We start from the raw sequence: 20374 nt of genomic DNA, 5'->3' as shown, positions 1-20374 counted from the left end.
AGCACAAAAGCGTGTCCCCCGAAATACCTACAGACAGATAGCTTGCGCCGGCGCGACACTGATAGGGACGCTTCGCGTTAGGCGGCTGCTCTGTCCCCAGGGTAGGCAGACGCAGCACCGCCCACCAGCGGACAGTTTTCGGGTAGCTGTTCCGCACATGGCGAGGGGCTGGCACACATGCCGCCCCTCGCCTTTCTCATGCGTGTCGCACGTGCCGGCGCCTCGGCGTCATTCGGCCACGCGACGGATCTCGTGCCAGAGCTCGACCGCGTCATCGTCGGTGGCACCGCCCGCCGTGCGCCCGACGACCGTCACGGCGTTCGTCTCGTCGCGTCCGGCGCGGATGATGAGGCGGTTCGAGCGCGCGCGCGCCAGCACCCCTGCCAGCTCGGCGCGGATCTCGTCGAGCCGCTCCTCATCGATCCCCTCGAGCCCGCCTTCGTCGAACACCGTCACGGTGGCGCCCGCCCGACGCGCGTCGGTGATCGCCTCGCGCACGGCTTCGCTCATCAGGTCGCCGCCCCTCAGCTCGTCACGCAGAGTCCCCTCGGCCAGCCTTGCCTGCAGTCGCTCGTCTTCCGAGAGCTGTCCGCGCACCGCGATCGTGCGGCTGAGCACCGGACCAGCGACCGCCAGCGCGCGCTGCGCCCGCACCCGGCGCTCGCGCTGGCGAACGAGCTGCGTCGCGTGCCAGGCCGACACGGCGCGCTGGACGTCTGCGAGCCGTTCGGTGTCGCGCACCGCGCGATCCCAGAAGAACACCAGCAGCTGCGCGACCACCACCCACGTGATCGAGCCGACCAGCCCGAGGGTAAAGGCCGAACCGATGCCCATGAACGCACACGCCGCGACGATGAGGGTCACCAGCATCGCCCACCCGACGAGCGGGCGCCTGCGCACGATGCAGACGACAGCGAGAAGGCCCGTGGCGCCGATGTACCAGGTCGCGAACCCGGCGCCGCGAAGCGACGGCTCCAGAGCGAGACTGACCAGCACCGGCACGATCGCACTGCTCGCGAGAGCGAGCACAGCGGAGCCCACCGGCATCCGCACCTCTCGAGGGGCGCCGAGCACGGCCGTGAGCACGGACGCGAGATAGAACGCGATCGCGGCGACGATCAGAAGCGGGGCATCGGGCTGCACCGTCCACCAGATCCCCCGCGCGGCGAAGTACAGCGCGAACCCGAGGGCGAGCGCGGTCGTGATGCTGCGGACCGAACGTCTCATGACGGCTCCCAGGAGAGGACGACCGTCGTGCCCTCGGCATCCGAGTCGATTCGAGAGGCTCCGGCGACGGCTGCCATGCGGGCGATGATCGACGCGCGGATGCCCAGACGGTCCTCGCCGATGGCATCCGGGTCGAAACCAGGCCCACTGTCGATCACGGTGATGCTGAGCCGATCCGCCGAGGGCGATTCGGCCAGGATGTGCAGGCCTCTGCCACCCGCGTGGGTGAGGGCGTTTCCGATCGCCTGACGTGCGGCCAGCACGATCGCCCGTGCGACTTTGCCCGGCACCTCCGCCTCGGCCGACCCGCGCTCTTCGACCACGGCGTCGACGCCCTGCTCCGACAGGGTGCGCCGCAGTTCCGCGACGATCTGCGCCCGCGAGACGGGGGCGTCGCTGCCCTCCTGTGCGATCGACGCCTCAGTGTTCGCGAGGCGGGTGAGCGCCTCTCGGGCCATCGCGACGGCGAGCGCCCGCTCGCGCTCTCCTCCGGCGCGCTCGGCGGCGATCAGCGCGGCGAGCACACTGTCATGCATGAGGGCGGACATCGCCACGCGCTCCTCCTCGGCCGCCGACGCCGCAGCCGCGGACGCGTAGCCCTCGACCGCCTGCGCCCGAGCCTCGTCGACGCCGGCCGCCACCTGACGGAACATCCACGCCAGTGAGATGATCACCGAACCGAGGATGATGGTGAACGTCACGTCGAATCCCGTGCTGATCCACCAGCTCTGCTCGAAACCCCCCTGCACCAGCCGAACCCATCCGTAGAGGATCGGCAGCGTGAGCGCCCAGATCAGCTGCACACTCGGCCTGAAGGCGAGCATCGCCGCAACCACCCCGATGTTCACGAGGAAGAAGATCCACGGCTGGTCCGCCGGCTCGCGAACCGTGCGGTCGACCACGACGGGCCAGAGTGCGAGCGCGACGGCATAGGCGACCGTGAAGGTGCCGGCGGCCGGCTTGACCCCCTTGCCGATCAGGCACGCGACGATCATCCACAGCAGGGGCACGAAGACCAGCGCCATCATTCCGAGGCGAGCGGCGTCGGCCTGGTCGAGCCGGGTCACCGCCGCCGTCAGCGCCTGTGCTCCGAGGGCGGCCGATCCGATGGCGCCGACCGTCGAGAGGATCCGCTCCATGCGCTGACCGGTGAAGCGCTCGAGCCCGATGCCGACCTCGCCCTGTGACGGGATGCTGCTCCACGCCTCCTTCAGGGTGCGGTCGTCAGCCGCCACTGGGAACACCGTCCGGAGCGACGATGCCGTCCTCCATGGCGCGACGCAGGAGATCCACCTTGGTGGGCGCCGGACGCCCGACCTCGACGTACTTCACCCGGATGCGCGTGATGTTCTCCTTCGCGGTGGAGTAGGCCACCCCGAGCCGCTCGGCGACCGCCTTCAGCGGCAGCCCGGCGGCATAGAGCCGCAGCACCTCGCGCTCACGGCTCGACAGCTGCGCGTCGGCGAACTCCCGGTCGCCGTCGACGGCGCTCGCCCACTCGACGTTGTTCAGAGCCTCGCCGCGCGCGACCGTGCGGATCGCGTCGAGCACGTCGTCGAGGGCGGAGGACTTGCTGACGACGCCGGCCGCTCCTGCGGCGAGCGCCTCGCGAACGGAGGCGGGGCGGTCGGCGACGCTGTGGATCACGACGCTCGCGCCATCGGCGACGAGAGTGGCCACGTTCTCGGTCACGGTCGTTCCGTCGCCGAGTGTGAGGTCGAGCACGACCACGTCGACAGGCGGCTCGGCGGAAGAGGCGCGCCAGGTCAGGTACTCCTTGACCGTTCCGCCTGAGAAGACGACGCGCTGCTCCCCGTCGCGCATGCACGCGGCCTCCAGGCCGAGACGTACGGACTCGTGGTCGTCGATGAGGGCGACGGTGCTCATCCCGCCAGCCTACCCAGTACGACGGGGTCTCCCGGTATATCGGTCCGATGCCGACGTGGCACGACGCCTCAGCGGGAGAGCAGGGCGACGGCCTCGAAGTGGTGCGAATGGGGGAACAGATCGAATGCGCGCAGCGATGCGACATCCCACCCCAGCTCGCGGAACGTGCCGAGGTCACGGGCGAGCGCGACCGGATCGCAGGCGACATAGACGACGGCCTCGGGATCGAGTGCGTGGATCGATTCGACGACGCCTCTGCCCGCTCCGGCGCGGGGCGGGTCGAGCACGAGGGCGCCGGCGCGGGTGCCGTCGGGGATGCCTGTCAGGAACCGGTCGACGCGGGCGGTGACGGCGTGCACATCGACGTCGGCCAGATTCGCACTCGCGTGCTCGGTCGCGCGGCGGTCGGACTCGACCGTGACGATGTCGGTGGCTCCCTGTTCGGCGAGCGTCGAGGCGAACAGGCCGACTCCGCCGTAGAGGTCGAAGTGGGTGGCATCCGGATCGACCCGACCGGCGAGCGCCTGACCGACCGCATCGTGCAGCGTCTCGGCGGCGCGCGGGTGCACCTGCCAGAATCCCCCGGCGTCGAGCTGGAAACGGCGGCCGCCGACCTGCTCGAACACGACCTCGGGTCGACCACGCCGCGCTCCCTCCGGGCGCGGCAGGACGCGGGCCCTGCCATCGGCCGGTTCGACGATGTCGACGCGGCCCGGCTTCTGCGAACGCAGGCCGAGCGCCGCGGCCTCCACGGCAGGACGCGCCAGCGGCAGCGTGGCGACGTCGATCACGCGGTGACTGCGCGCGGCGTACGGGCCGACGCGTCCGTCGGCGTCGACGTGCAGCGACACGCGGGTGCGCCAGCCGGTGCCGTCACCCTGATCGACCGGTTCCACCGAGGGAGCGGCGAGCCCAGGGCCCGTGAACTTGTCGAGCGCCTCCTGCAGCACCTGCTGTTTGAGCACGCGCTGGTGATCCAGCGCGATGTGTCCGAGGTCGGCGCCGCCGACGCGATCCGCGGGCGACCGCGAGATGCCGGCCTCTGCCCACACGTGGTCGCGTCGGTGCGGCGACGCCTCGAGCACCTCGAGCGTCTCGGCTCGCCAGAATCGCTTGCCGTCATCGCCCTCGGTCACCTCCGCGCGCACGCGCTCGCCGGGGATGGCATCGGGCACGAACACGACGCGCCCCTCATGCCGTGCGATGAAGGTGCCGCCGTGCGCGATACCGGTGATGTCGAGGTCGAGCGTGCGCGCTGAAGAGGTCATCCCTCCAGGATCCCACACGGCGCCGCCACGCCACGGGCTAGCGTTGACTCATGCGCGTGTGCCTGGCATCCACCTCTCCCGCTCGTCTGATGCTGCTGCGGCAGGCCGGTATCGAACCGCTCACCCTCTCCCCCGCGGTGGACGAAGACGCCGTGGCCGCCGCGGCGAGCGCCGAGCGCGGCGCCGCCCTCCCTCCCGACGAGCTCGTGCTGCTGCTCGCCAGGGCCAAGGCGGCCGAGGTCGCGCATCGCATCCATGACGAGCATCCCGGCTTCGACGGCATCGTCATCGGGGGCGACTCGATGTTCGCGATCGGAGGGCAGGTGCACGGCAAGCCGTACACGCCGGAGGCCGCCCGTGAGCGCTGGCAGCAGATGCGAGGCGCCACCGGGATCCTGCACTCGGGACACTCCGTGTTCCGCGTCTCGCCGGGGGCCGAGCCGGTCGAGGCGACAGCCGTGGCCGAGGCGTCGGTCACCTTCGCCGACGACGTCACCGATGCCGAGCTCAAGGCGTACATCGGCAGCGGCGAACCGCTGCACGTTGCCGGCGCCTTCACGGTCGACAGCCTGGGTGGCGCGTTCATCGCCCGCGTCGAGGGCGACCCGTCGACCGTGGTGGGCATGTCGCTGTCGACTCTGCGACACCTGGCCAGGGAGCTCGGCGTGGTCTGGACTGATTTGTGGTCGGCTGCCTAACGGATTCGCGCATTTCTTGTGGAGAGTCGTCAAAAAGATCGGCGTCGACCTCGCTAGGCTGAAGCCCATGCCTGATATCGCCAAGGTGCTCATCGCGAACCGCGGCGAGATCGCCGTACGCATCATCCGCGCCGCCCGGGACTCCGGAATCTCCTCTGTCGCCGTGTACGCCGACCAGGATCGCGACGCAATGCACGCGCGTCTCGCCGACGAGGCGTACAGCCTCGACGGGTCGACCAGCGCGACGACCTACCTGCAGATCGACAAGATCCTCTCGGTCGCACGCCGTGCCGGTGCCGACGCCGTGCACCCCGGCTACGGCTTTCTCGCCGAGAACGCCGACTTCGCCCGGGCCGTGATCGGTGCGGGAATGACCTGGATCGGTCCGTCGCCCGAGGCCATCGAGGCACTCGGCGACAAGGTCACCGCCCGTCACGTCGCCGAGAAGGTCGGTGCACCTCTCGCCCCCGGCACGCCAGGGCCGGTCGACGGCGCCGACGAGGTCATCGCGTTCGCGAAGGAGCACGGACTGCCGATCGCCATCAAGGCGGCCTACGGCGGCGGAGGCCGCGGCCTGAAGGTCGCGCGCGAGCTCGACGAGGTCGCGGAGCTGTTCGAATCGGCCACCCGCGAGGCGGTCGCCGCCTTCGGCCGTGGCGAGTGCTTCGTCGAGAAGTACCTCGACAAGCCGCGCCACGTCGAGACCCAGTGCCTGGCCGACTCCGCAGGCAACGTCGTCGTGATCTCCACCCGCGACTGCTCGCTGCAGCGTCGTCATCAGAAGCTCGTCGAAGAGGCGCCGGCGCCCTTCCTGACCGATGAGCAGAACGAGCTGCTGTACTCGGCGTCGAAGGCCATCCTCAAGGAGGTCGGCTACGTCGGCGCGGGAACGTGCGAGTTCCTCATCGGCGCCGACGGCACCGTGTCGTTCCTCGAGGTCAACACCCGCCTGCAGGTCGAGCACCCGGTCTCGGAAGAGGTCACCGGCATCGACCTGGTGCGCGAGCAGTTCCGCATCGCCGCCGGCGGCACCATCGACTACGACGACCCGGCCCCGCAGGGCCACTCGATCGAGTTCCGCATCAACGGCGAGGATCCGGGCCGCGGGTTCCTCCCCCAGCCCGGCCCGATCAACGTCTTCAAGACGTTCGGCGGCCCCGGCATCCGCCTCGACTCCGGCGTCACCGCCGGCGACGCCGTCTCGGGCGCCTTCGATTCGCTGCTGGCGAAGATCATCGTCACCGGTCGCGACCGCGCCGAGGCGCTCGAGCGCTCGCGTCGCGCCCTCGACGAGTTCGAGGTCTCCGGCATGCCCACCGTGCTGCCCTTCCACCGCAAGGTCGTCAACGACCCGGCCTTCGTCGCGGCCGACGGCGAGTTCGGCGTGTACACGCGCTGGATCGAGACCGAGTTCGTCAACGACATCCCCGCGTGGGACGGCGAGCTGGAAGACCCTGCCGCAGCGCCGGGCCGCCACACGGTCGTCGTCGAGGTGGCGGGCAAGCGCCTCGAGGTGAGTCTGCCCGACCGCGTCGCCGCTCCCGTCGCCGGCACCGCAGGTCGTCCGGCGGCCGTGCCGCCGTCGCGTCGCAGCCACACCGCCACCGCGAACGCGGGCGCCTCGGGTGACGCCGTCAAGTCGCCCATGCAGGCCACCGTGGTCAAGCTGGCCGTCGAAGAGGGCCAGCAGGTCGTCAAGGGCGATCTCGTGATCGTGCTCGAGGCCATGAAGATGGAGCAGCCGCTGCAGGCGCACAAGGACGGCGTGGTCGGGAACATCGACGCCACGCCCGGTGCGACCGTGTCGGCGGGGCACCAGCTGCTCACGATCAGCTGACCTGACCACCAGACGCAGAAGGCGCGTCCCCGATCGGGGACGCGCCTTCTGCGTCTGGTGGTGCGGAGTCAGACCGCGCTGACCGCGTGCATGGCCCGGCTCGCGTCGGTGATGCTCGTGGTGAGCGACGGGTAGGCCGCGAAGACCCGGGCGACCTGGTCGACCGTCATGCGCCGCTCGACCGCGATGGCGAGCGGGTAGATGAGCTCGGATGCCCGAGGCGCGACGATCACGCCTCCGATGACGGTTCCCGACCCTCGGCGCGCGATGACCTTCACGAACCCGTCCTTGATGCCGAGCATCTTCGCACGCGGGTTGGCGGCGAGCGGCAGCTTGTGCGCGATGCCGTCGGCCTCGCCGTTCTCGATGTCCTGCTCCGAGAAGCCGACCGTCGCGATCTCGGGAGCCGTGAAGATGTTCGCGGTGATCTTGCGCTGCTCGAGCGGGATCACGATGTCGCCGAGGGCGTGGAAGACGGCCGTGCGGCCCTGCATCGACGCGACGGATGCCAGCGGGAAGAAGTTCGTGCAGTCGCCGACGGCGTAGACGTTGGGCACGGAGGTGCGTGCGACACGGTTGACGCGCACGTGACCGGATTCGGTCAGCTCGATGCCGGCCTCCTCGAGACCGATCCCGGCGGTGTTCGGGATCGATCCGACCGCCATCAGGCAGTGGCTGCCCTCGACCGTGCGCCCGTCGGCCAGGGTGACGAGAACGCCGTCGTCGGTGCGCTCGACGCTCTCGGCACGCGCCTTCGAGAGCACCTGCATGCCGCCTCGGGTGAAGACCTTCTCGAGCACCTTCGCGGCGTCCTGATCCTCGCCGGGAAGCACCTGGTCGCGGCTCGACACGAGAGTGACCTTCGCGCCGAGGTTCATGTACGCCGACGCGAACTCCGCACCGGTGACGCCCGAGCCCACGACGATGAGGTGCTCGGGCAGCGCCTTCATGTCGTACAGCTGCGTCCACGTCAGGATCCGCTCTCCGTCCGGCTTCGCCGAAGGCAGCTCGCGCGGCGACGCGCCCACCGAGACGACCACCGTGTCGGCCTCGACGCGGTCGAAGTCGGTGCCGCCGGGCCCGGTGGCCACGACGATCGCGTTCGGACCCTCGAGGCGGCCGTGGCCGGAGATGATGCGCACGCCGGCCTCGAGCAGGGTGGCGCGCATGTCCTCCGACTGCTGGCCGGCGAGGGCCAGCAGACGCTTGTTGACGGCGGCGAGGTTGATCGCGATCTCGGGCTTGAGCGGCTTGTCGTTCGCGCCGCGTGCGTAGAACTGCACGCCGAGGTCGCTCGCCCCGGCGATGGCGACCGCTGCGTCGGCGGTCGCGATGAGGCTCTTCGACGGCACGACGTCGGTGAGCACGGCCGAGCCGCCCACCCCGACGCGCTCGACGAGCGTCACATCCGCTCCCAGCTGGGCGGCGGCGAGCGCCGCCTCATATCCGCCGGGGCCGCCGCCGAGGACGGCGACGCACTGCCTGTTCGCGAAGGAAGTCTGAGACATGAACTCCATTCTTCCGCAATCCTGGCACCCGCCCTGCCACCTTCCTAGAGTGGACTCATGCGTGACACCACCCTGAACCCACTGGACGACCCGACGGCGGATCCCTTCGCCGTCGCAGCCGATGCGGCCGCCGACATCGCGCGCCTCACCGGGGTCGACCACCACGACATCGCCCTGACCCTCGGCTCCGGCTGGGGCAAGGCCGCTGAGCTGATCGGCGAGACCGTCGCCACGGTCCCCGCGACCGAGGTGACCGGGTTCTCGAAGCCCGCTCTCGAGGGCCACGTCGGCACACTGCGCAGCATCCGCACCCCGAATGGGAAGAACGTGCTCGTGATCGGCGCGCGCACCCACTACTACGAAGACCACGGCGTGCGCCGCGTCGTGCACTCAGTGCGCACCGCCGCGGCCACCGGCGCCAGGATCATGGTGCTCACCAACGGCGCAGGCGGCATCCGCGAGACGTGGAAGCCGGGCCAGCCGGTGCTGATCAGCGATCACATCAACCTCACCGCGGACTCGCCGCTCGAGGGCGCGACGTTCATCGATCTGACCGACCTGTACTCGACCCGCCTGCGTGAGATCGCGCGAACGGTCGACCCCACCCTCGACGAGGGCGTGTACACCCAGTTCCGCGGTCCGCACTACGAGACCCCGGCCGAGGTGCAGATGGCGAAGGCGATCGGCGGCCACATCGTCGGCATGTCGACCGCCCTCGAAGCCATCGCGGCCCGCCAGGCCGGCATGGAGATCCTGGGCTTCTCACTCATCACGAACCTGGCCGCGGGCATCCAGAAGACCCCGCTGAGCCACGACGAGGTCATCGAGGCGGGCCGTGAGGCGGAGCCGGTGATCTCGGCGCTGCTCGCCCGGGTGATCGAGGCGCTGTGAACGAGCGCCTCTCCCAGGCGCGCGCCTGGCTGCGACAGGATCCGGATGCTGAGACGCGCGACGAGCTCGCCGGCATCATCACCCGCGCCGCGAGCGGCGACCCCGCCGCCGCAGCGGATCTCGACGACCGTTTCGGCAGCCGCCTCGCCTTCGGCACAGCCGGCCTGCGCGGTGAGCTCGGCGCCGGCAGCAACCGCATGAACCGGGTGCTCGTGACGCAGGCTGCGGCCGGTTTCGCGGGCTATCTGCTGCAGCGAGGCTCGGGCACCGGGCCACGCCCGACCGTGGTGATCGGCTACGACGGACGCCGCAACTCGCGCCGCTTCGCCCTCGACTCCGCCGAGATCTTCGCCGGCGCGGGTCTGCGCGCCGTCCTGCTGCCCCGGCTGCTGCCGACTCCCGTGCTCGCTTTCGCTGTGCGGCATCTGCAGGCGGATGCCGGAGTCATGGTCACCGCGAGCCACAACCCGCCGAACGACAACGGCTACAAGGTGTACCTCGGCGGCGCAGACGAGGGATCCCAGATCGTCGCACCCGCTGATGCCGAGATCGCCGCCCACATCCAGCGCGTCGCCGACGCCGGAGACGTCGGGCTGCTTCCCCGTTCGGATGCCTATGAGGTGGCCGGCGAGGACGTCGTCGAGGCGTACATCGCCGCAACCGCCGCCGTGGCACCAGCGCCATTCGGCGTGCAGGAGATGCGCTGGGTGTACACGGCCATGCACGGCGTGGGCTGGGAGACCTTCTCGCGCGTCGTGAAGGCGGCCGGGTATCCGGCGCCGCGCATGGTCGACGCGCAGCGCGATCCCGACCCGACGTTCCGCACCGTCTCGTTCCCGAACCCCGAGGAGCCGGGCGCGATGGATCTCGCCTTCGCCCGAGCGCGTGAGGCCGACGCGGAGTTCATCATCGCGAACGATCCCGATGCCGATCGTCTCGCGGTCGCGATTCCGGATGCCTCCGCTGACGGCGGCTGGCGCCGCCTCACCGGCAACGAGGTCGGTCTGCTTCTCGGGTGGCGCGCTGCTCGTGCGGCCCAGGGGCAAGAGGGCGCATCCCTCGCCTGCTCGCTGGTCTCGTCGCCCGGTCTCGGGGCCGTCGCCGAGCGGTACGGGCTCGGCTTCCACGAGACGCTGACGGGATTCAAGTGGATCTCGCGTGCGCCCGGCATGGTGTTCGGCTTCGAAGAAGCGCTCGGCTATCTCGTGAACCCGGGCACGGTGCGCGACAAGGACGGCATCTCGGCCGCGGTCGCACTGCTCGGACTCGCCGCCGAGGCCAGGGTGCGCGAGAGCAGCATCGCCGGCCTGCTCGACGAGCTGGGCTCCGAGATCGGGCACTTCGCGAGCGGCCAGGTGTCGGTGCGTGTCGATGACCTCTCGCTGATCGCCGGAACGATGTCTTCCCTGCGATCGCAGCCGCCGGCGTCGTTCGGCACTCGGGCCGTCGCATCCGCCGAAGACCTCGCCGCCGGCGACGCGGGTGTGCCGGCCGGCGATGTGCTGCGCTACCGGCTCGACGACGGATCGCGGGTGATCGTCCGCCCGAGCGGCACCGAGCCCAAGCTCAAGGTGTACATCGACGCTCGCGGCGACAGCCCGGCGGCAGCGGCGGCCGCCGTCGCCGAGCTCGAGTCCGCCGTGCGGGATCTGCTCTCCGAGCGTCGCTGAGTGCTGGTCGTCGTCGCCGCCGCGACCGTCGTCGCGGCGGTGATCCAGCGCGTCACGGGGCTGGCGTTCGTGCTGGTGCTCATCGGGCCTGTCGTACTCGTGTACGGCCCCGTGGAGGGCGTGACGGTCGCCGTGTTCCTCGCGGTGATCGCCTCGCTCTTCGCGGTGCCGGGCGCGTGGCGCGACGTCGACTGGCCGCGCACACTGTGGCTGCTCGGCGCCGGACTCGCCGCCGCGCCCATCGGCGCGCTCACGGCCGCCGTCCTTCCTGAGACGGCGCTTCTGCTCCTCATCGGGGCGATGGGCGTGCTCGCGCTCAGTGTGCAGCGGCTGGGCGCGATCGCCCGGCATGTTCGCGGTCGACCCGGTGCGATCGGTGCCGGCGCGCTGGCCGGGTTCATGCATGCGTCGAGCGGTCTGTCGGGGCCGGCACTGGCATCCTTCGCCCTGGGCGACGACTGGCCGCAGCGCCGGTTCGCGGCGAGCGCTCAGGTGGTCTTCCTCGGCTACGGACTGGTGTCGGTCGCTCTGCGCGGGCTTCCGGGGTCACCGCCGCCCGAGCTGTCGGTGCTGGGAGCGTGCACGGCCGGTGGCATCCTGCTTCGGCGGGCTGATCGCACGACGGGTGCCGCTCGCGCTCGCCCGCCGGGTCATGCTGCTGTGCGCGTGGGCCGGCACGCTCGTCATGCTCGCGCGTGCGACCGCGTCTCTGCTCGCCTGAATCCACTCATCGGCGTGCCTCTGGGGCGGCACCCTGCCACGGCGTCGCACGACGATAGTCTCTATCCATGGCCCGCACGCGCTCGAAGCGCATACTCCTCCGCGTCGTGTGGTCTCTGGGGGCCCTCGTCGTGCTTCTCGTCGTCGGCACCATCGTGTGGAGCCAGGTCGGCGTCATGGGCGCCGAGCCGGGCCCGCTCGCAGAAGCGGAGAAGAACTCCGCGGTGACGATCGAGCAGACGCCGGAAGGCGTCGTGATCTCCCCCGCCGACGGCGACTCGGAGGTCGGCCTGGTGTTCGTCCCCGGCGCGAAGGTGCAGCCCGAGGGCTACATCTCGACGCTTCAGGGTCTCGCCGCAGACGACGGCATCACCGTGGTCATCACGCGGCCGTGGCTGAACCTCGCCTTCTTCGACCCGCGAGGGCTGGACGCCTTCACGTCGGCCGCACCCGAGATCGGCACCTGGATCGTGGGCGGGCATTCCCTGGGCGGAGTGCGCGCCTGCCAGCTGGCCCCGGATGCCGATGCGCTGGCTCTCTTCGCCTCGTACTGTGCGAACGACCTGTCGGCGTCGGCGCTGCCCGTGCTGAGCCTGTCGGGCAGTGAAGACGGCTTGTCGACGCCGCAGAAGATCGCGGATGCCAGGCACCTGCTGCCCGAGAGCGCCGAGCTCATCGAGATCGACGGCGCGTCGCACGCATCCTTCGGAGCCTACGGCCCGCAGGCCGGCGACGGCACTCCGACGATTCCGGACGACGATGTGCGCGCGCAGATCACCGAGTCGGTCGGGGCCCTCGCGGCCGGACTCGATTGACGTCAGGCGTCGAGCAGCGGGTGCAGATTCCGGGAGGCCAGCACGGCGGATGCTGAGCGGGCACCCGCCGACAGCGCCTGCGGAACCGTCGCACCCGACAGGCGCGCGTCGAGCACGCCCGCCAGAAAGGCGTCGCCCGCGCCGTTCGTGTCGACGACATCGACCGGCACCGCACGGACGCGATGCTCCTCGCCGTCGGAGTCGATGGCCACCGCACCATCGGCGCCGAGCGTGCACACCGCCAGCGATGCGCCCGCCGCCACCCGCGACCGCAGGAAGGCGAGCGGGTCGCCGAGCCGATCGGCATTGCAGAACACCGCGTCGGCGACAGCGAGGAACGGTCTGTGGAACTCCGCCTCGCCGTCGTAGTCGTGCACATCGACCCAGATGGGACGGCCCGTGCGCTGCGCGAGCGGCAGAAGCCGCAGAGGCTCGGCGGCGAGATCGAGCACGAGCGCGTCAGCGGCCCGCATGGCCGCCTCGATCGCCGCGTCGTCCGCACCATCGGCCGGCGGCGGCGACGCGAGGTAGAGCGACACCCGCTCGCCGCCTCGCGTCATCAGGTTGAGGTGCCGCTCGGTGACCTCTCCGTCGGCCCAGAGGGTGGGGACCCCGGCATCCGCCAGCGCCGCGCGCACCCGCATACCGGGAGCGTCCTCCGCGCTCGTCGCGTACAGCAGGACCTCGCGCCCCAGGGCGGTGAGGCTCAGTGCCTTACCCGCGCTCGTGCCGCCGACGGTCTCCCACGAGTCCTCGGCGAACTGCATGTGCGGCACCGGCTCGGGAAGCCTGTCGAGCACGACGAGCGTGTTCCACGCCGCGGGGCCCGCGATGAAGACCGAGCTCATCTGCGGCTCAGCGCTCGAAGCCCTCGGCCACCATCTCGACGAGCTCTTCGCGTTCCTCGACCGGCAGGAAGGCGGCCGAGGCGGCGTTGAACTGGAATGCCTCGAGGTCGTCGAGGTCGTAGCCGAACGCGTCGACGAGCAGCGACAGCTCACGGGTGAGCGAGGTGCCGCTCATCGTGCGGTTGTCGACGTTCACGGTGACCGAGAAGCCCAGCTGATAGAGCAGGTCGAACGGGTGGTCGGCGAGCTCGTCGCCCCACTGCGCGATCGCCCCGGTCTGCAGGTTCGACGACGGCGAGAGCTCGAGCGGGATCTCACGATCGCGCACCCAGCGCGCCAGATCACCGAACTGCACCTGCACCTCGTCGCCCTCGCGCTCGATCACCTGCAGGTCCTCGGCGATCCGCACTCCGTGGCCCAGACGCAGCGCACGCCCGTCGATCAGGGCCGAGCGGATGGATGCCGGTCCGGCCGCCTCGCCCGCGTGCACGGTGACGGGCATGAACTCGCCGGCGAGGTAGTCGAACGCCTCGCGGTGCTGCGATGCGGGGAAGCCGTCCTCGGGGCCCGCCGTGTCGAAGCCGACCACGCCCGCCTCGCGGTGCCGGACGGCGAGCTCGGCGATGTCGCGAACGCGCTCGTTCTGACGCATCGCCGAGAGGATCTGCCCGACCCGGATGCTGTGGCCGGCGGCATCCGCCTCGTCCTCACCCTGCTCGATGCCGCGCTGCACGGCGCGCACCGCGTCGTCGAGGCTGACGCCGCCGGCGAGATGCTGCTCGGGCGCCCAGCGCATCTCGCCGTAGATCACGCCGTCTGCGGCGAGGTCGGCGACGAACTCGCGCGCGACCCGGGTCAGGGCCGCTTCGGTCTGCATCACAGAGGTGACGAGGTCGAACGTCTTCAGGTACTCGACGAGGGAGCCCGCGTCGCTCTGCTTCGCGAACCAGCGGCTGAGGCCCTTGGCATCCTGCGCCGGGGCCTCGATCCCCGCCGCGTCGGCGAGCTCGAGGATCGTCGCGGGGCGCACGCCGCCGTCGAGGTGGTCGTGCAGCGAGATCTTCGGCAGAGCGCGCAGTTCGTCGATCTTCATGGTGATCCTCCGGGATTCAGGCAGTGATGCGCTCGCGCACGATGGGCTGAGCGGTCGGCGCCGCCGAGGGGTCGCCGATCTCGTATGCGCCCTCGAGGGCGTCGAGCGCGCGGGCGAACCGGGCGTCGTCGTCTGCCGACAGCGTGAACAGGGGCTGACCGGCGGTGACCCGCTCGCCCGGCTTGACGGCGAGGTCGATGCCGGCGGCGAAGATCACCGGATCCTCGGCGCGCGCACGACCGGCGCCGAGACGCCAGGCCGCGATGCCGAACGGCAGAGCGTCCATCCGGGTCACGACGCCGTCGCGGTCGGCGGTGACGACGTGCGTCTCGCGTGGGGTCGGAAGCGCGGCATCCGGATCGCCGTCCTGCGCGCGGATCATCGCCTTCCAGCTGTCCATCGCGCGGCCGTCGTCGAGAGCGGCCTCGACATCGGCATCCGGCTGACCAGCCAGGGAGAGCATCTCGCGAGCGAGAGCGATCGTCAGCTCGCGCACGTCGGCGGGGCCGCCGCCGGCGAGGATCTCGACCGACTCGCGCACCTCATTGGCGTTGCCGATCGCGAGACCGAGCGGGACGTTCATGTCGGTGAGCAGCGCGGTGGTCGCGACTCCGGAGTCGGTGCCCAGCTCGACCATCGTGCGAGCGAGCTCACGGGCGCGGTCGATGTCCTGCATGAACGCGCCGTTGCCGAACTTGACGTCGAGCACGAGCGCGTCGGTGCCCTCGGCGATCTTCTTCGACATGATGCTCGACGCGATCAGCGGGATCGCCTCGACCGTGCCGGTCACATCGCGCAGCGCATAGAGCTTCTTGTCGGCCGGGGCGAGGCCCGATCCGGCGGCGCAGATCACCGCGCCCACGTCGCTCTGCATCTGCGCGAACATCTCGTCGTTGCTGAGCGCCGCGCGCCATCCGGGGATCGACTCGAGCTTGTCGAGCGTGCCGCCGGTGTGACCAAGACCGCGCCCAGAGAGCTGAGGCACCGCGACCCCGAACACGGCGACGAGCGGTGCCAGCGGAAGCGTGATCTTGTCGCCGACACCACCGGTCGAGTGCTTGTCGACGGTCTTCTTGCCCAGGGTGGCGAAGCTCATCCGCTCCCCCGACGCGATCATGGCGTCGGTCAGAACGCGGATCTCGTCGCGCTGCATGCCGCGCTGGAACACCGCCATCGCGAACGATGCCATCTGCGCGTCGGAGACGTACCCGCGCGTGTAGGCGTCGACCATCCAGCGCAGTGCGCTCTCGGGCACGGTCCCGCCGTCGCGCTTCGCGCGGATGACGTCGATCGCGTCGAAGGCCTCGACTGCCTGGCGCTCACTCGGCGCGAGCGGTTCCTGCGTGCTCATCGGACATCCTCCAGATCGCGCGGGCCGAAGGCGTCGGGCAGCACCTCATCGATGGTGCGGATGCCCGAGACCGTCTCGAGCAGCATCTCGGGGCTGGAGTGCTCGAACAGCAGCTGACGGCAGCGGCCGCACGGCATGATCGTCTGCCCCTCGTTGTTCACGCACACGAACGCGACGAGCCGGCCGCCGCCCGACATGTGCAGATCGCCGACGAGAGCGCACTCGGCGCAGAGTCCGACGCCGTACGAGGCGTTCTCGACGTTGCAGCCGGAGACGAGTCGTCCGTCGTCGACGAGCGCCGCCGCTCCCACCTTGTAGCGCGAGTACGGGGCGTACGCCTTGTGCATCGCCTCGGTGGCGACCTGTCTCAGCTCGTCCCAATCGATGTCGGTCACGTCTTCTCCTATGACTTGATGTACGGTTCGCCGTCGGCTGCGGGCGGGCGGGAGCGCCCGACCAGGCCGGCCACGGCGAAGATCGTCACGACGTACGGCAGCATGAGCATGAACTGGCTGGGCACCGGCGAGCCGATGACGCTGAGCACGCCCTGCAGGTTCGTGGCGAAGCCGAACAGCAGCGCCGCGAGGGTCGCGCGGATCGGGTCCCACTTGCCGAAGATCACGGCGGCGAGGGCGATGAAACCCGCACCAGCCGTCATCTCCTGGTTGAACCGGGGAACCGACACGAGCGTGTAGAAAGCCCCACCGAGACCGGCCACGGCACCGCCGAGCAGCACCGCGCGGTAGCGGGTCGCCGCGACCTTGATTCCCACCGTGTCGGCCGCCTGCGGGTGCTCGCCGACGGCGCGCAGCCGCAGACCCCACCGGGTGCGGTACAGGCCGAACCAGACCAGTGCCACGACCGCGTACATGAGGTAGACGATGAACGACTGCTGGAACAGGATCGGACCGATCAGGGGGATCTCGCTCAGCACCGGGATCGGAACCACCGAGAAGGTGTCGGGGCTGTTCATGGTCTCGGTGTTCGGCGCGAGCACCTGACGGAACAGGAACGTGGTGATGCCGATCACGAGCACATTCAGCACCACGCCGACGATGACCTGGTCGACGTAGTACGTGATCGTGAAGACGCCGAGCACGAGAGCGACGAGCACACCCGCGAGCATCGCGGCGACCAGACCGGCCCATGGCGTGCCCGCGAGCGAGCCGGCGACAGCGGCGGTGAAGGCACCGGCGAGCATCTGCGCCTCGATGGCGATGTTCACGACGCCCGCGCGTTCGCCGATCACGCCGCCGAGGGCACCGAAGATGAGCGGAGTCGCGAGCGCCAGGGCTCCGGCCAGCAGTCCGATCATCGGCAGCGTCGCGCCGGCGCCTGCCCAGGCGAGGAAGCCGATCAGCAGCACCGCGACGTAGACGACGATCAGCCAGAGCGGCAGACGACGGTGCGCCTTGACCGTAATGGCCGCATACCCGGTGCACAGCGCCAGCAGCAGCACCGCGATCCACGCCGTGGGGGTGGCGGGCAGCAGCACGTCCGGCACGGCGATCGCGGCGTTCTGCTCGGCGAGCCGGAACGTCGTGTCACCCGGCCGCGGCACGAGCAGCGGCAGCAGGGCGAACAGCACGGTGAAGATGCCGAAGATGATCGGCGCCTTCCACGAGACGACGGTGACGACGCGCGGCTGGTCGATGTCGCCCTGCGGCGCACCGGTCACGGGAGCGGTGATGCTCATGCCGACACCTTCTTTCCCTCGGTCTGGTTGCGACGGGCCTTGGCGATCCGCTTGGCCTTGCGGCTCGGACGGCCCGGCTGCGGCAGTCCGAAGATCGCGCGCACCAGAGGCGGCGCGGCGATGAAGAGCACGATCAGGGACTGCACGACGAGGATGATCTCGACCGGGATGCCCTGCGAGGACTGCATCGTGAAGCCACCGGTCTTGAACGCGCCGAACAGCAGACCGGCGAAGAGGATGCCGATCGGCGAGGAGCGCCCGAGCAGCGCGACGGTGATGGCGTCGAAGCCGATGCCCGCGTCGATGCCGCCGCTGAAGCCCCGCACCTCGGTGCCCAGGACCTGGCTGACGCCGGCGATGCCGACGAGCGCGCCGGCGATGAGCATGACGACGAAGTACATGCGCCCGACGTCGATGCCGGCGACCTTCGCCGCCGAGGGGTTCTCTCCCACCGCACGGAATCGGAAGCCGAGAGACGAGCGCTCGAGCAGCCACCAGGTGAACGCGACGGCGATCAGCGCGAGCAGGAAGCCGGCGTGCAGCTTGTAGCTGGGGCCGAGAAGCTGCGGCAGCACTGCGGTCTCGGCCATCGGAGCGGTCTTCGGGTTGCTCGAACCAGGCGCCTGCAGCAGACCCTGGGTGGCCAGCATCCACGCCAGCAGGTAGAACGCGATGTGGTTGAGCATGATCGTCGTGATCACCTCGTGCGCACCGGTGCGGGCCTTCAGCAGACCTGCGATGCCCGCCCAGATCGCCGCGGCCACGAGGCCGGCGACGATCGCGACGATGAGGTGCAGGCCCATAGGCAGATCCATCGCCGTGGCGACGTAGCCTGCGGCGGCTGCGGCCATCAGCATCTGCCCCTGGCCGCCGATGTTGAAGAGCCCGGCGCGGAACGCGAGACCGACGCCGAGACCGGCGGCGATCAGCGGGGTGGCGAACTTCAGCGTCTCGGTGAGGGGCCGGATGCCCTTGTCGAACGTCTCGGCGTTGAAGTTGTAGATCGCACCGCGGAACAGCGCGGCGTACGCGCCGGTGACGGCCTCCCAGATGGCGGCGAAGGTGTCTCCGGGCTGCGCGAAGAAGTAGCCCGATGCGGCCTGCACCTCTTCGTTCGTCGCGGCGATCATGATCGATCCGACGATCACCGCGAGCAGCACGGCCAGCAGCGAGATGATGCCGTTGCCCGTGACGATCGCCTGCAGCGCCGTCTGCCAGCGCGAGGGGGCGACCTTGGTCTCGGGTTCGGCGAGCGGGGCCGGCGTCTGCGGTGCCGGCGTCTGGGTCGCGCTCATGCGCTCTCTCCGTTCGTGGAGGTGATCGGGCTCGCCGTGGTCGCGGCCGCCGTCTCGGACATGCCGGCCATCATGAGACCGAGCTTCTCGCGCGACGTGTCGCCGGGGACGATTCCCATGATCCGGCCGCGGTACATCACGAGGATGCGGTCGGCGAGGGCGGCCACCTCGTCGAGCTCGGTGGATATGACGATCACCGGCACCCCTGCGTCGCGCGTCTCGATGACGCGCTTGTGGATGAATTCGATGGAGCCCACATCGACGCCGCGGGTGGGCTGTGCGGCCACGAACAGCGCGAGATCGCGGCTCAGCTCGCGAGCCAGCACGACCTTCTGCTGATTGCCGCCGGAGAGGCGCCCCGCAGCCTGGTGCGGCCCCTGCGTGCGGATGTCGAACTCGGCGATCCGGTCGTGGACGAAGTCGTGCAGCAGCGAGCGCTGCACGGTGCCGGCCTTGACGAAGGGGGCGCCGTGGGAGCGGTCGAGCATGAGGTTCTCGGCGATCGAGAACTCCTTGACCAGACCGTCGATGCTGCGGTCCTCGGGCACGAAGCCGACGCCCGCATCGAGGATCTGCCGCACGCTGCGACCGACGAGCTCCTGCCCGTCGAGGCGGATGCTGCCGCGGACGTTGTCCTGGAGGCCGATGATCGCCTCGGTGAGCTCGGTCTGACCGTTGCCCTGCACGCCTGCGATCGCGAGCACCTCGCCGCCGCGCACCTCGAACGAGGCGCCGTCGACGACGACGGTTCCGGCCGGGTCGGTGACCGTGAGGTCGCTGACCACCAGCCCGTTGCCGCGCACGGACGGCGTCTCCTTGTGCACGGTCAGCTCGACGGCTCGACCCACCATGAGCGAGGCGAGCTCTTCGTTCGAGGCGGTCGGCGACGCCTCGCCGACGACCTTGCCGAGCCGGATGACCGTGATGCGGTCCGCGACCTCGCGGACCTCGCGCAGCTTGTGCGTGATGAAGACGATGGAGGTGCCCTGCTCCTTGAGCTGGCGCATGGTCGCCATCAGCTCATCGGTCTCCTGCGGCGTGAGCACGGCGGTCGGCTCGTCGAAGACGAGCACGCGCGCTTCGCGGGAGAGGGCCTTGATGATCTCGACGCGCTGCTGCACGCCGACCGGCAGATCTTCGACGAGGGCGTCCGGGTCGACGTCGAAGCCGAATCGGTCGGAGATCTCGCGCACCCGGGCGCGTGCCGCGTTCAGGTCGAGACGCCCGCCGAAGGTCGTCTGCTCGTTGCCGAGCATGACGTTCTCGGCGACGGTGAAGACGGGGATGAGCATGAAGTGCTGGTGCACCATGCCGATGCCCGCCGCCATCGCGTCGCCGGGGCCGGCGAAGTGCTGGACGACGTCGTCCAGCAGGATGTCGCCCTCGTCGGCCTGGTAGAGGCCGTAGAGCACGTTCATCAGCGTCGACTTGCCGGCGCCGTTCTCACCGAGAAGACAGTGGATCTCACCCGCTTCCACGGTGAGATCGATGTGGTCGTTGGCTGTCAGCGCGCCGAACCTCTTCGTGATGCCGCGCAGTTCAAGCTTCATGTTCTGATCCTATTCAGGCA

Annotated in this window: 18 protein-coding genes; 6 read left to right on the top strand and 12 right to left on the bottom strand. The window is 70.2% G+C overall.

The features are described from left to right. Positions 1-228: 228 nt before the first annotated feature. The 4 genes from AB0N59_RS14500 to AB0N59_RS14485 all read right to left on the bottom strand — a co-directional run bounded on the left by AB0N59_RS14500 (position 229) and on the right by AB0N59_RS14485 (position 4382). Positions 229-1227 carry a hypothetical protein gene (locus AB0N59_RS14500; RefSeq protein WP_363484806.1) on the bottom strand — a complete coding sequence of 333 codons (999 nt, stop codon included), beginning with the start codon at positions 1225-1227 and terminating at the stop codon, positions 229-231. After that, complete coding sequence (locus AB0N59_RS14495; RefSeq protein WP_363484803.1) at positions 1224-2462, bottom strand: ATP-binding protein; 1239 nt, start codon at positions 2460-2462, stop codon at positions 1224-1226. The genes AB0N59_RS14500 and AB0N59_RS14495 overlap by 4 nt, the downstream gene beginning before the upstream one ends. Next, positions 2452-3114: a response regulator transcription factor gene (locus tag AB0N59_RS14490; protein ID WP_363484800.1), complete on the bottom strand. Its 663-nt coding sequence runs from the start codon at positions 3112-3114 to the stop codon at positions 2452-2454. The genes AB0N59_RS14495 and AB0N59_RS14490 overlap by 11 nt, the downstream gene beginning before the upstream one ends. 68 nt (positions 3115-3182) lie before the next feature. Continuing rightward, positions 3183-4382: a TRAM domain-containing protein gene (locus AB0N59_RS14485; protein ID WP_363484797.1), complete on the bottom strand. Its 1200-nt coding sequence runs from the start codon at positions 4380-4382 to the stop codon at positions 3183-3185. A 50-nt stretch (positions 4383-4432) separates the two neighbouring features. Here AB0N59_RS14485 and AB0N59_RS14480 point away from each other — a divergent pair, with 50 nt between their 5' ends. Further along, positions 4433-5080 carry a Maf family protein gene (locus tag AB0N59_RS14480; protein ID WP_363484794.1) on the top strand — a complete coding sequence of 216 codons (648 nt, stop codon included), beginning with the start codon at positions 4433-4435 and terminating at the stop codon, positions 5078-5080. Positions 5081-5147: 67 nt separating this feature from the next. After that, entirely contained in the window at positions 5148-6917 is a 1770-nt protein-coding gene (locus AB0N59_RS14475; protein WP_363484791.1) for a biotin carboxylase N-terminal domain-containing protein, read from the top strand. 68 nt (positions 6918-6985) lie between these two features. Here AB0N59_RS14475 and AB0N59_RS14470 read toward each other — a convergent pair whose 3' ends face one another. Continuing rightward, positions 6986-8434, bottom strand: a complete 1449-nt coding sequence (locus tag AB0N59_RS14470) for an NAD(P)H-quinone dehydrogenase (RefSeq protein ID WP_363484788.1) — start codon at positions 8432-8434, stop codon at positions 6986-6988. 48 nt (positions 8435-8482) lie between these two features. Between AB0N59_RS14470 and AB0N59_RS14465 the strand changes: the two genes are divergently transcribed. Genes AB0N59_RS14465 through AB0N59_RS14450 form a run of 4 tightly spaced genes read left to right on the top strand, consistent with a single transcriptional unit; the run spans position 8483 to position 12521 of the window. Next, complete coding sequence (locus AB0N59_RS14465) at positions 8483-9316, top strand: purine-nucleoside phosphorylase (RefSeq protein WP_363484785.1); 834 nt, start codon at positions 8483-8485, stop codon at positions 9314-9316. Next, positions 9313-10986: a phospho-sugar mutase gene (locus AB0N59_RS14460; RefSeq protein WP_363484782.1), complete on the top strand. Its 1674-nt coding sequence runs from the start codon at positions 9313-9315 to the stop codon at positions 10984-10986. Before AB0N59_RS14465 ends, AB0N59_RS14460 begins: the two co-directional genes overlap by 4 nt. Beyond that, positions 10987-11934 (top strand): sulfite exporter TauE/SafE family protein, encoded by a 948-nt coding sequence (locus AB0N59_RS14455; RefSeq protein WP_363484780.1) that lies wholly within the window; start codon positions 10987-10989, stop codon positions 11932-11934. Then, positions 11838-12521, top strand: coding sequence for an alpha/beta hydrolase (locus tag AB0N59_RS14450; protein WP_363484777.1), 684 nt, complete (start codon positions 11838-11840; stop codon positions 12519-12521). The genes AB0N59_RS14455 and AB0N59_RS14450 overlap by 97 nt, the downstream gene beginning before the upstream one ends. 2 nt (positions 12522-12523) lie before the next feature. Here AB0N59_RS14450 and AB0N59_RS14445 read toward each other — a convergent pair whose 3' ends face one another. The 7 genes from AB0N59_RS14445 to AB0N59_RS14415 are packed head-to-tail and all read right to left on the bottom strand — an operon-like array spanning position 12524 to position 20354. Beyond that, positions 12524-13369 carry a PfkB family carbohydrate kinase gene (locus AB0N59_RS14445; RefSeq protein WP_363484774.1) on the bottom strand — a complete coding sequence of 282 codons (846 nt, stop codon included), beginning with the start codon at positions 13367-13369 and terminating at the stop codon, positions 12524-12526. A 7-nt stretch (positions 13370-13376) separates the two neighbouring features. After that, positions 13377-14462, bottom strand: coding sequence for an adenosine deaminase (locus tag AB0N59_RS14440; RefSeq protein WP_363484771.1), 1086 nt, complete (start codon positions 14460-14462; stop codon positions 13377-13379). 16 nt (positions 14463-14478) lie between these two features. After that, positions 14479-15813, bottom strand: a complete 1335-nt coding sequence (locus AB0N59_RS14435; RefSeq protein WP_363484768.1) for a thymidine phosphorylase — start codon at positions 15811-15813, stop codon at positions 14479-14481. After that, a complete protein-coding gene (locus AB0N59_RS14430; RefSeq protein ID WP_363484765.1) occupies positions 15810-16208 on the bottom strand; it encodes a cytidine deaminase in 399 nt (132 codons plus the stop codon). The genes AB0N59_RS14435 and AB0N59_RS14430 overlap by 4 nt, the downstream gene beginning before the upstream one ends. Before the next feature lie 8 nt (positions 16209-16216). Beyond that, positions 16217-17509: an ABC transporter permease gene (locus AB0N59_RS14425; RefSeq protein ID WP_363484762.1), complete on the bottom strand. Its 1293-nt coding sequence runs from the start codon at positions 17507-17509 to the stop codon at positions 16217-16219. After that, positions 17506-18804 carry an ABC transporter permease gene (locus tag AB0N59_RS14420; protein ID WP_363484760.1) on the bottom strand — a complete coding sequence of 433 codons (1299 nt, stop codon included), beginning with the start codon at positions 18802-18804 and terminating at the stop codon, positions 17506-17508. Before AB0N59_RS14420 ends, AB0N59_RS14425 begins: the two co-directional genes overlap by 4 nt. Beyond that, a complete protein-coding gene (locus AB0N59_RS14415) occupies positions 18801-20354 on the bottom strand; it encodes an ABC transporter ATP-binding protein (RefSeq protein WP_363484757.1) in 1554 nt (517 codons plus the stop codon). Before AB0N59_RS14415 ends, AB0N59_RS14420 begins: the two co-directional genes overlap by 4 nt. Between the last annotated feature and the right edge of the window lie 20 nt (positions 20355-20374).

Origin of the sequence: Microbacterium sp. NPDC089321, from assembly GCF_040684935.1 — a bacterium.
Classification (GTDB): domain Bacteria; phylum Actinomycetota; class Actinomycetes; order Actinomycetales; family Microbacteriaceae; genus Microbacterium.
Note: the sequence above shows the minus strand (reverse complement) of the source record. Positions and strands in the feature narration are given on the sequence as shown.

Bases quoted from the DNA above. Each gene is read 5' to 3' on its own strand.
- AB0N59_RS14435 (WP_363484768.1), bottom strand. From the start codon at position 15,813: ATGAGCACGCAGGAACCGCTCGCGCCGAGTGAGCGCCAGGCAGTCGAG.
- AB0N59_RS14500 (WP_363484806.1), bottom strand. From the start codon at position 1,227: ATGAGACGTTCGGTCCGCAGCATCACGACCGCGCTCGCCCTCGGGTTC.
- AB0N59_RS14445 (WP_363484774.1), bottom strand. From the start codon at position 13,369: ATGAGCTCGGTCTTCATCGCGGGCCCCGCGGCGTGGAACACGCTCGTC.
- AB0N59_RS14475 (WP_363484791.1), top strand. From the start codon at position 5,148: ATGCCTGATATCGCCAAGGTGCTCATCGCGAACCGCGGCGAGATCGCC.
- AB0N59_RS14470 (WP_363484788.1), bottom strand. From the start codon at position 8,434: ATGGAGTTCATGTCTCAGACTTCCTTCGCGAACAGGCAGTGCGTCGCC.
- AB0N59_RS14490 (WP_363484800.1), bottom strand. From the start codon at position 3,114: ATGAGCACCGTCGCCCTCATCGACGACCACGAGTCCGTACGTCTCGGC.
- AB0N59_RS14485 (WP_363484797.1), bottom strand. From the start codon at position 4,382: ATGACCTCTTCAGCGCGCACGCTCGACCTCGACATCACCGGTATCGCG.
- AB0N59_RS14415 (WP_363484757.1), bottom strand. From the start codon at position 20,354: ATGAAGCTTGAACTGCGCGGCATCACGAAGAGGTTCGGCGCGCTGACA.
- AB0N59_RS14440 (WP_363484771.1), bottom strand. From the start codon at position 14,462: ATGAAGATCGACGAACTGCGCGCTCTGCCGAAGATCTCGCTGCACGAC.
- AB0N59_RS14425 (WP_363484762.1), bottom strand. From the start codon at position 17,509: ATGAGCATCACCGCTCCCGTGACCGGTGCGCCGCAGGGCGACATCGAC.
- AB0N59_RS14480 (WP_363484794.1), top strand. From the start codon at position 4,433: ATGCGCGTGTGCCTGGCATCCACCTCTCCCGCTCGTCTGATGCTGCTG.
- AB0N59_RS14465 (WP_363484785.1), top strand. From the start codon at position 8,483: ATGCGTGACACCACCCTGAACCCACTGGACGACCCGACGGCGGATCCC.
- AB0N59_RS14420 (WP_363484760.1), bottom strand. From the start codon at position 18,804: ATGAGCGCGACCCAGACGCCGGCACCGCAGACGCCGGCCCCGCTCGCC.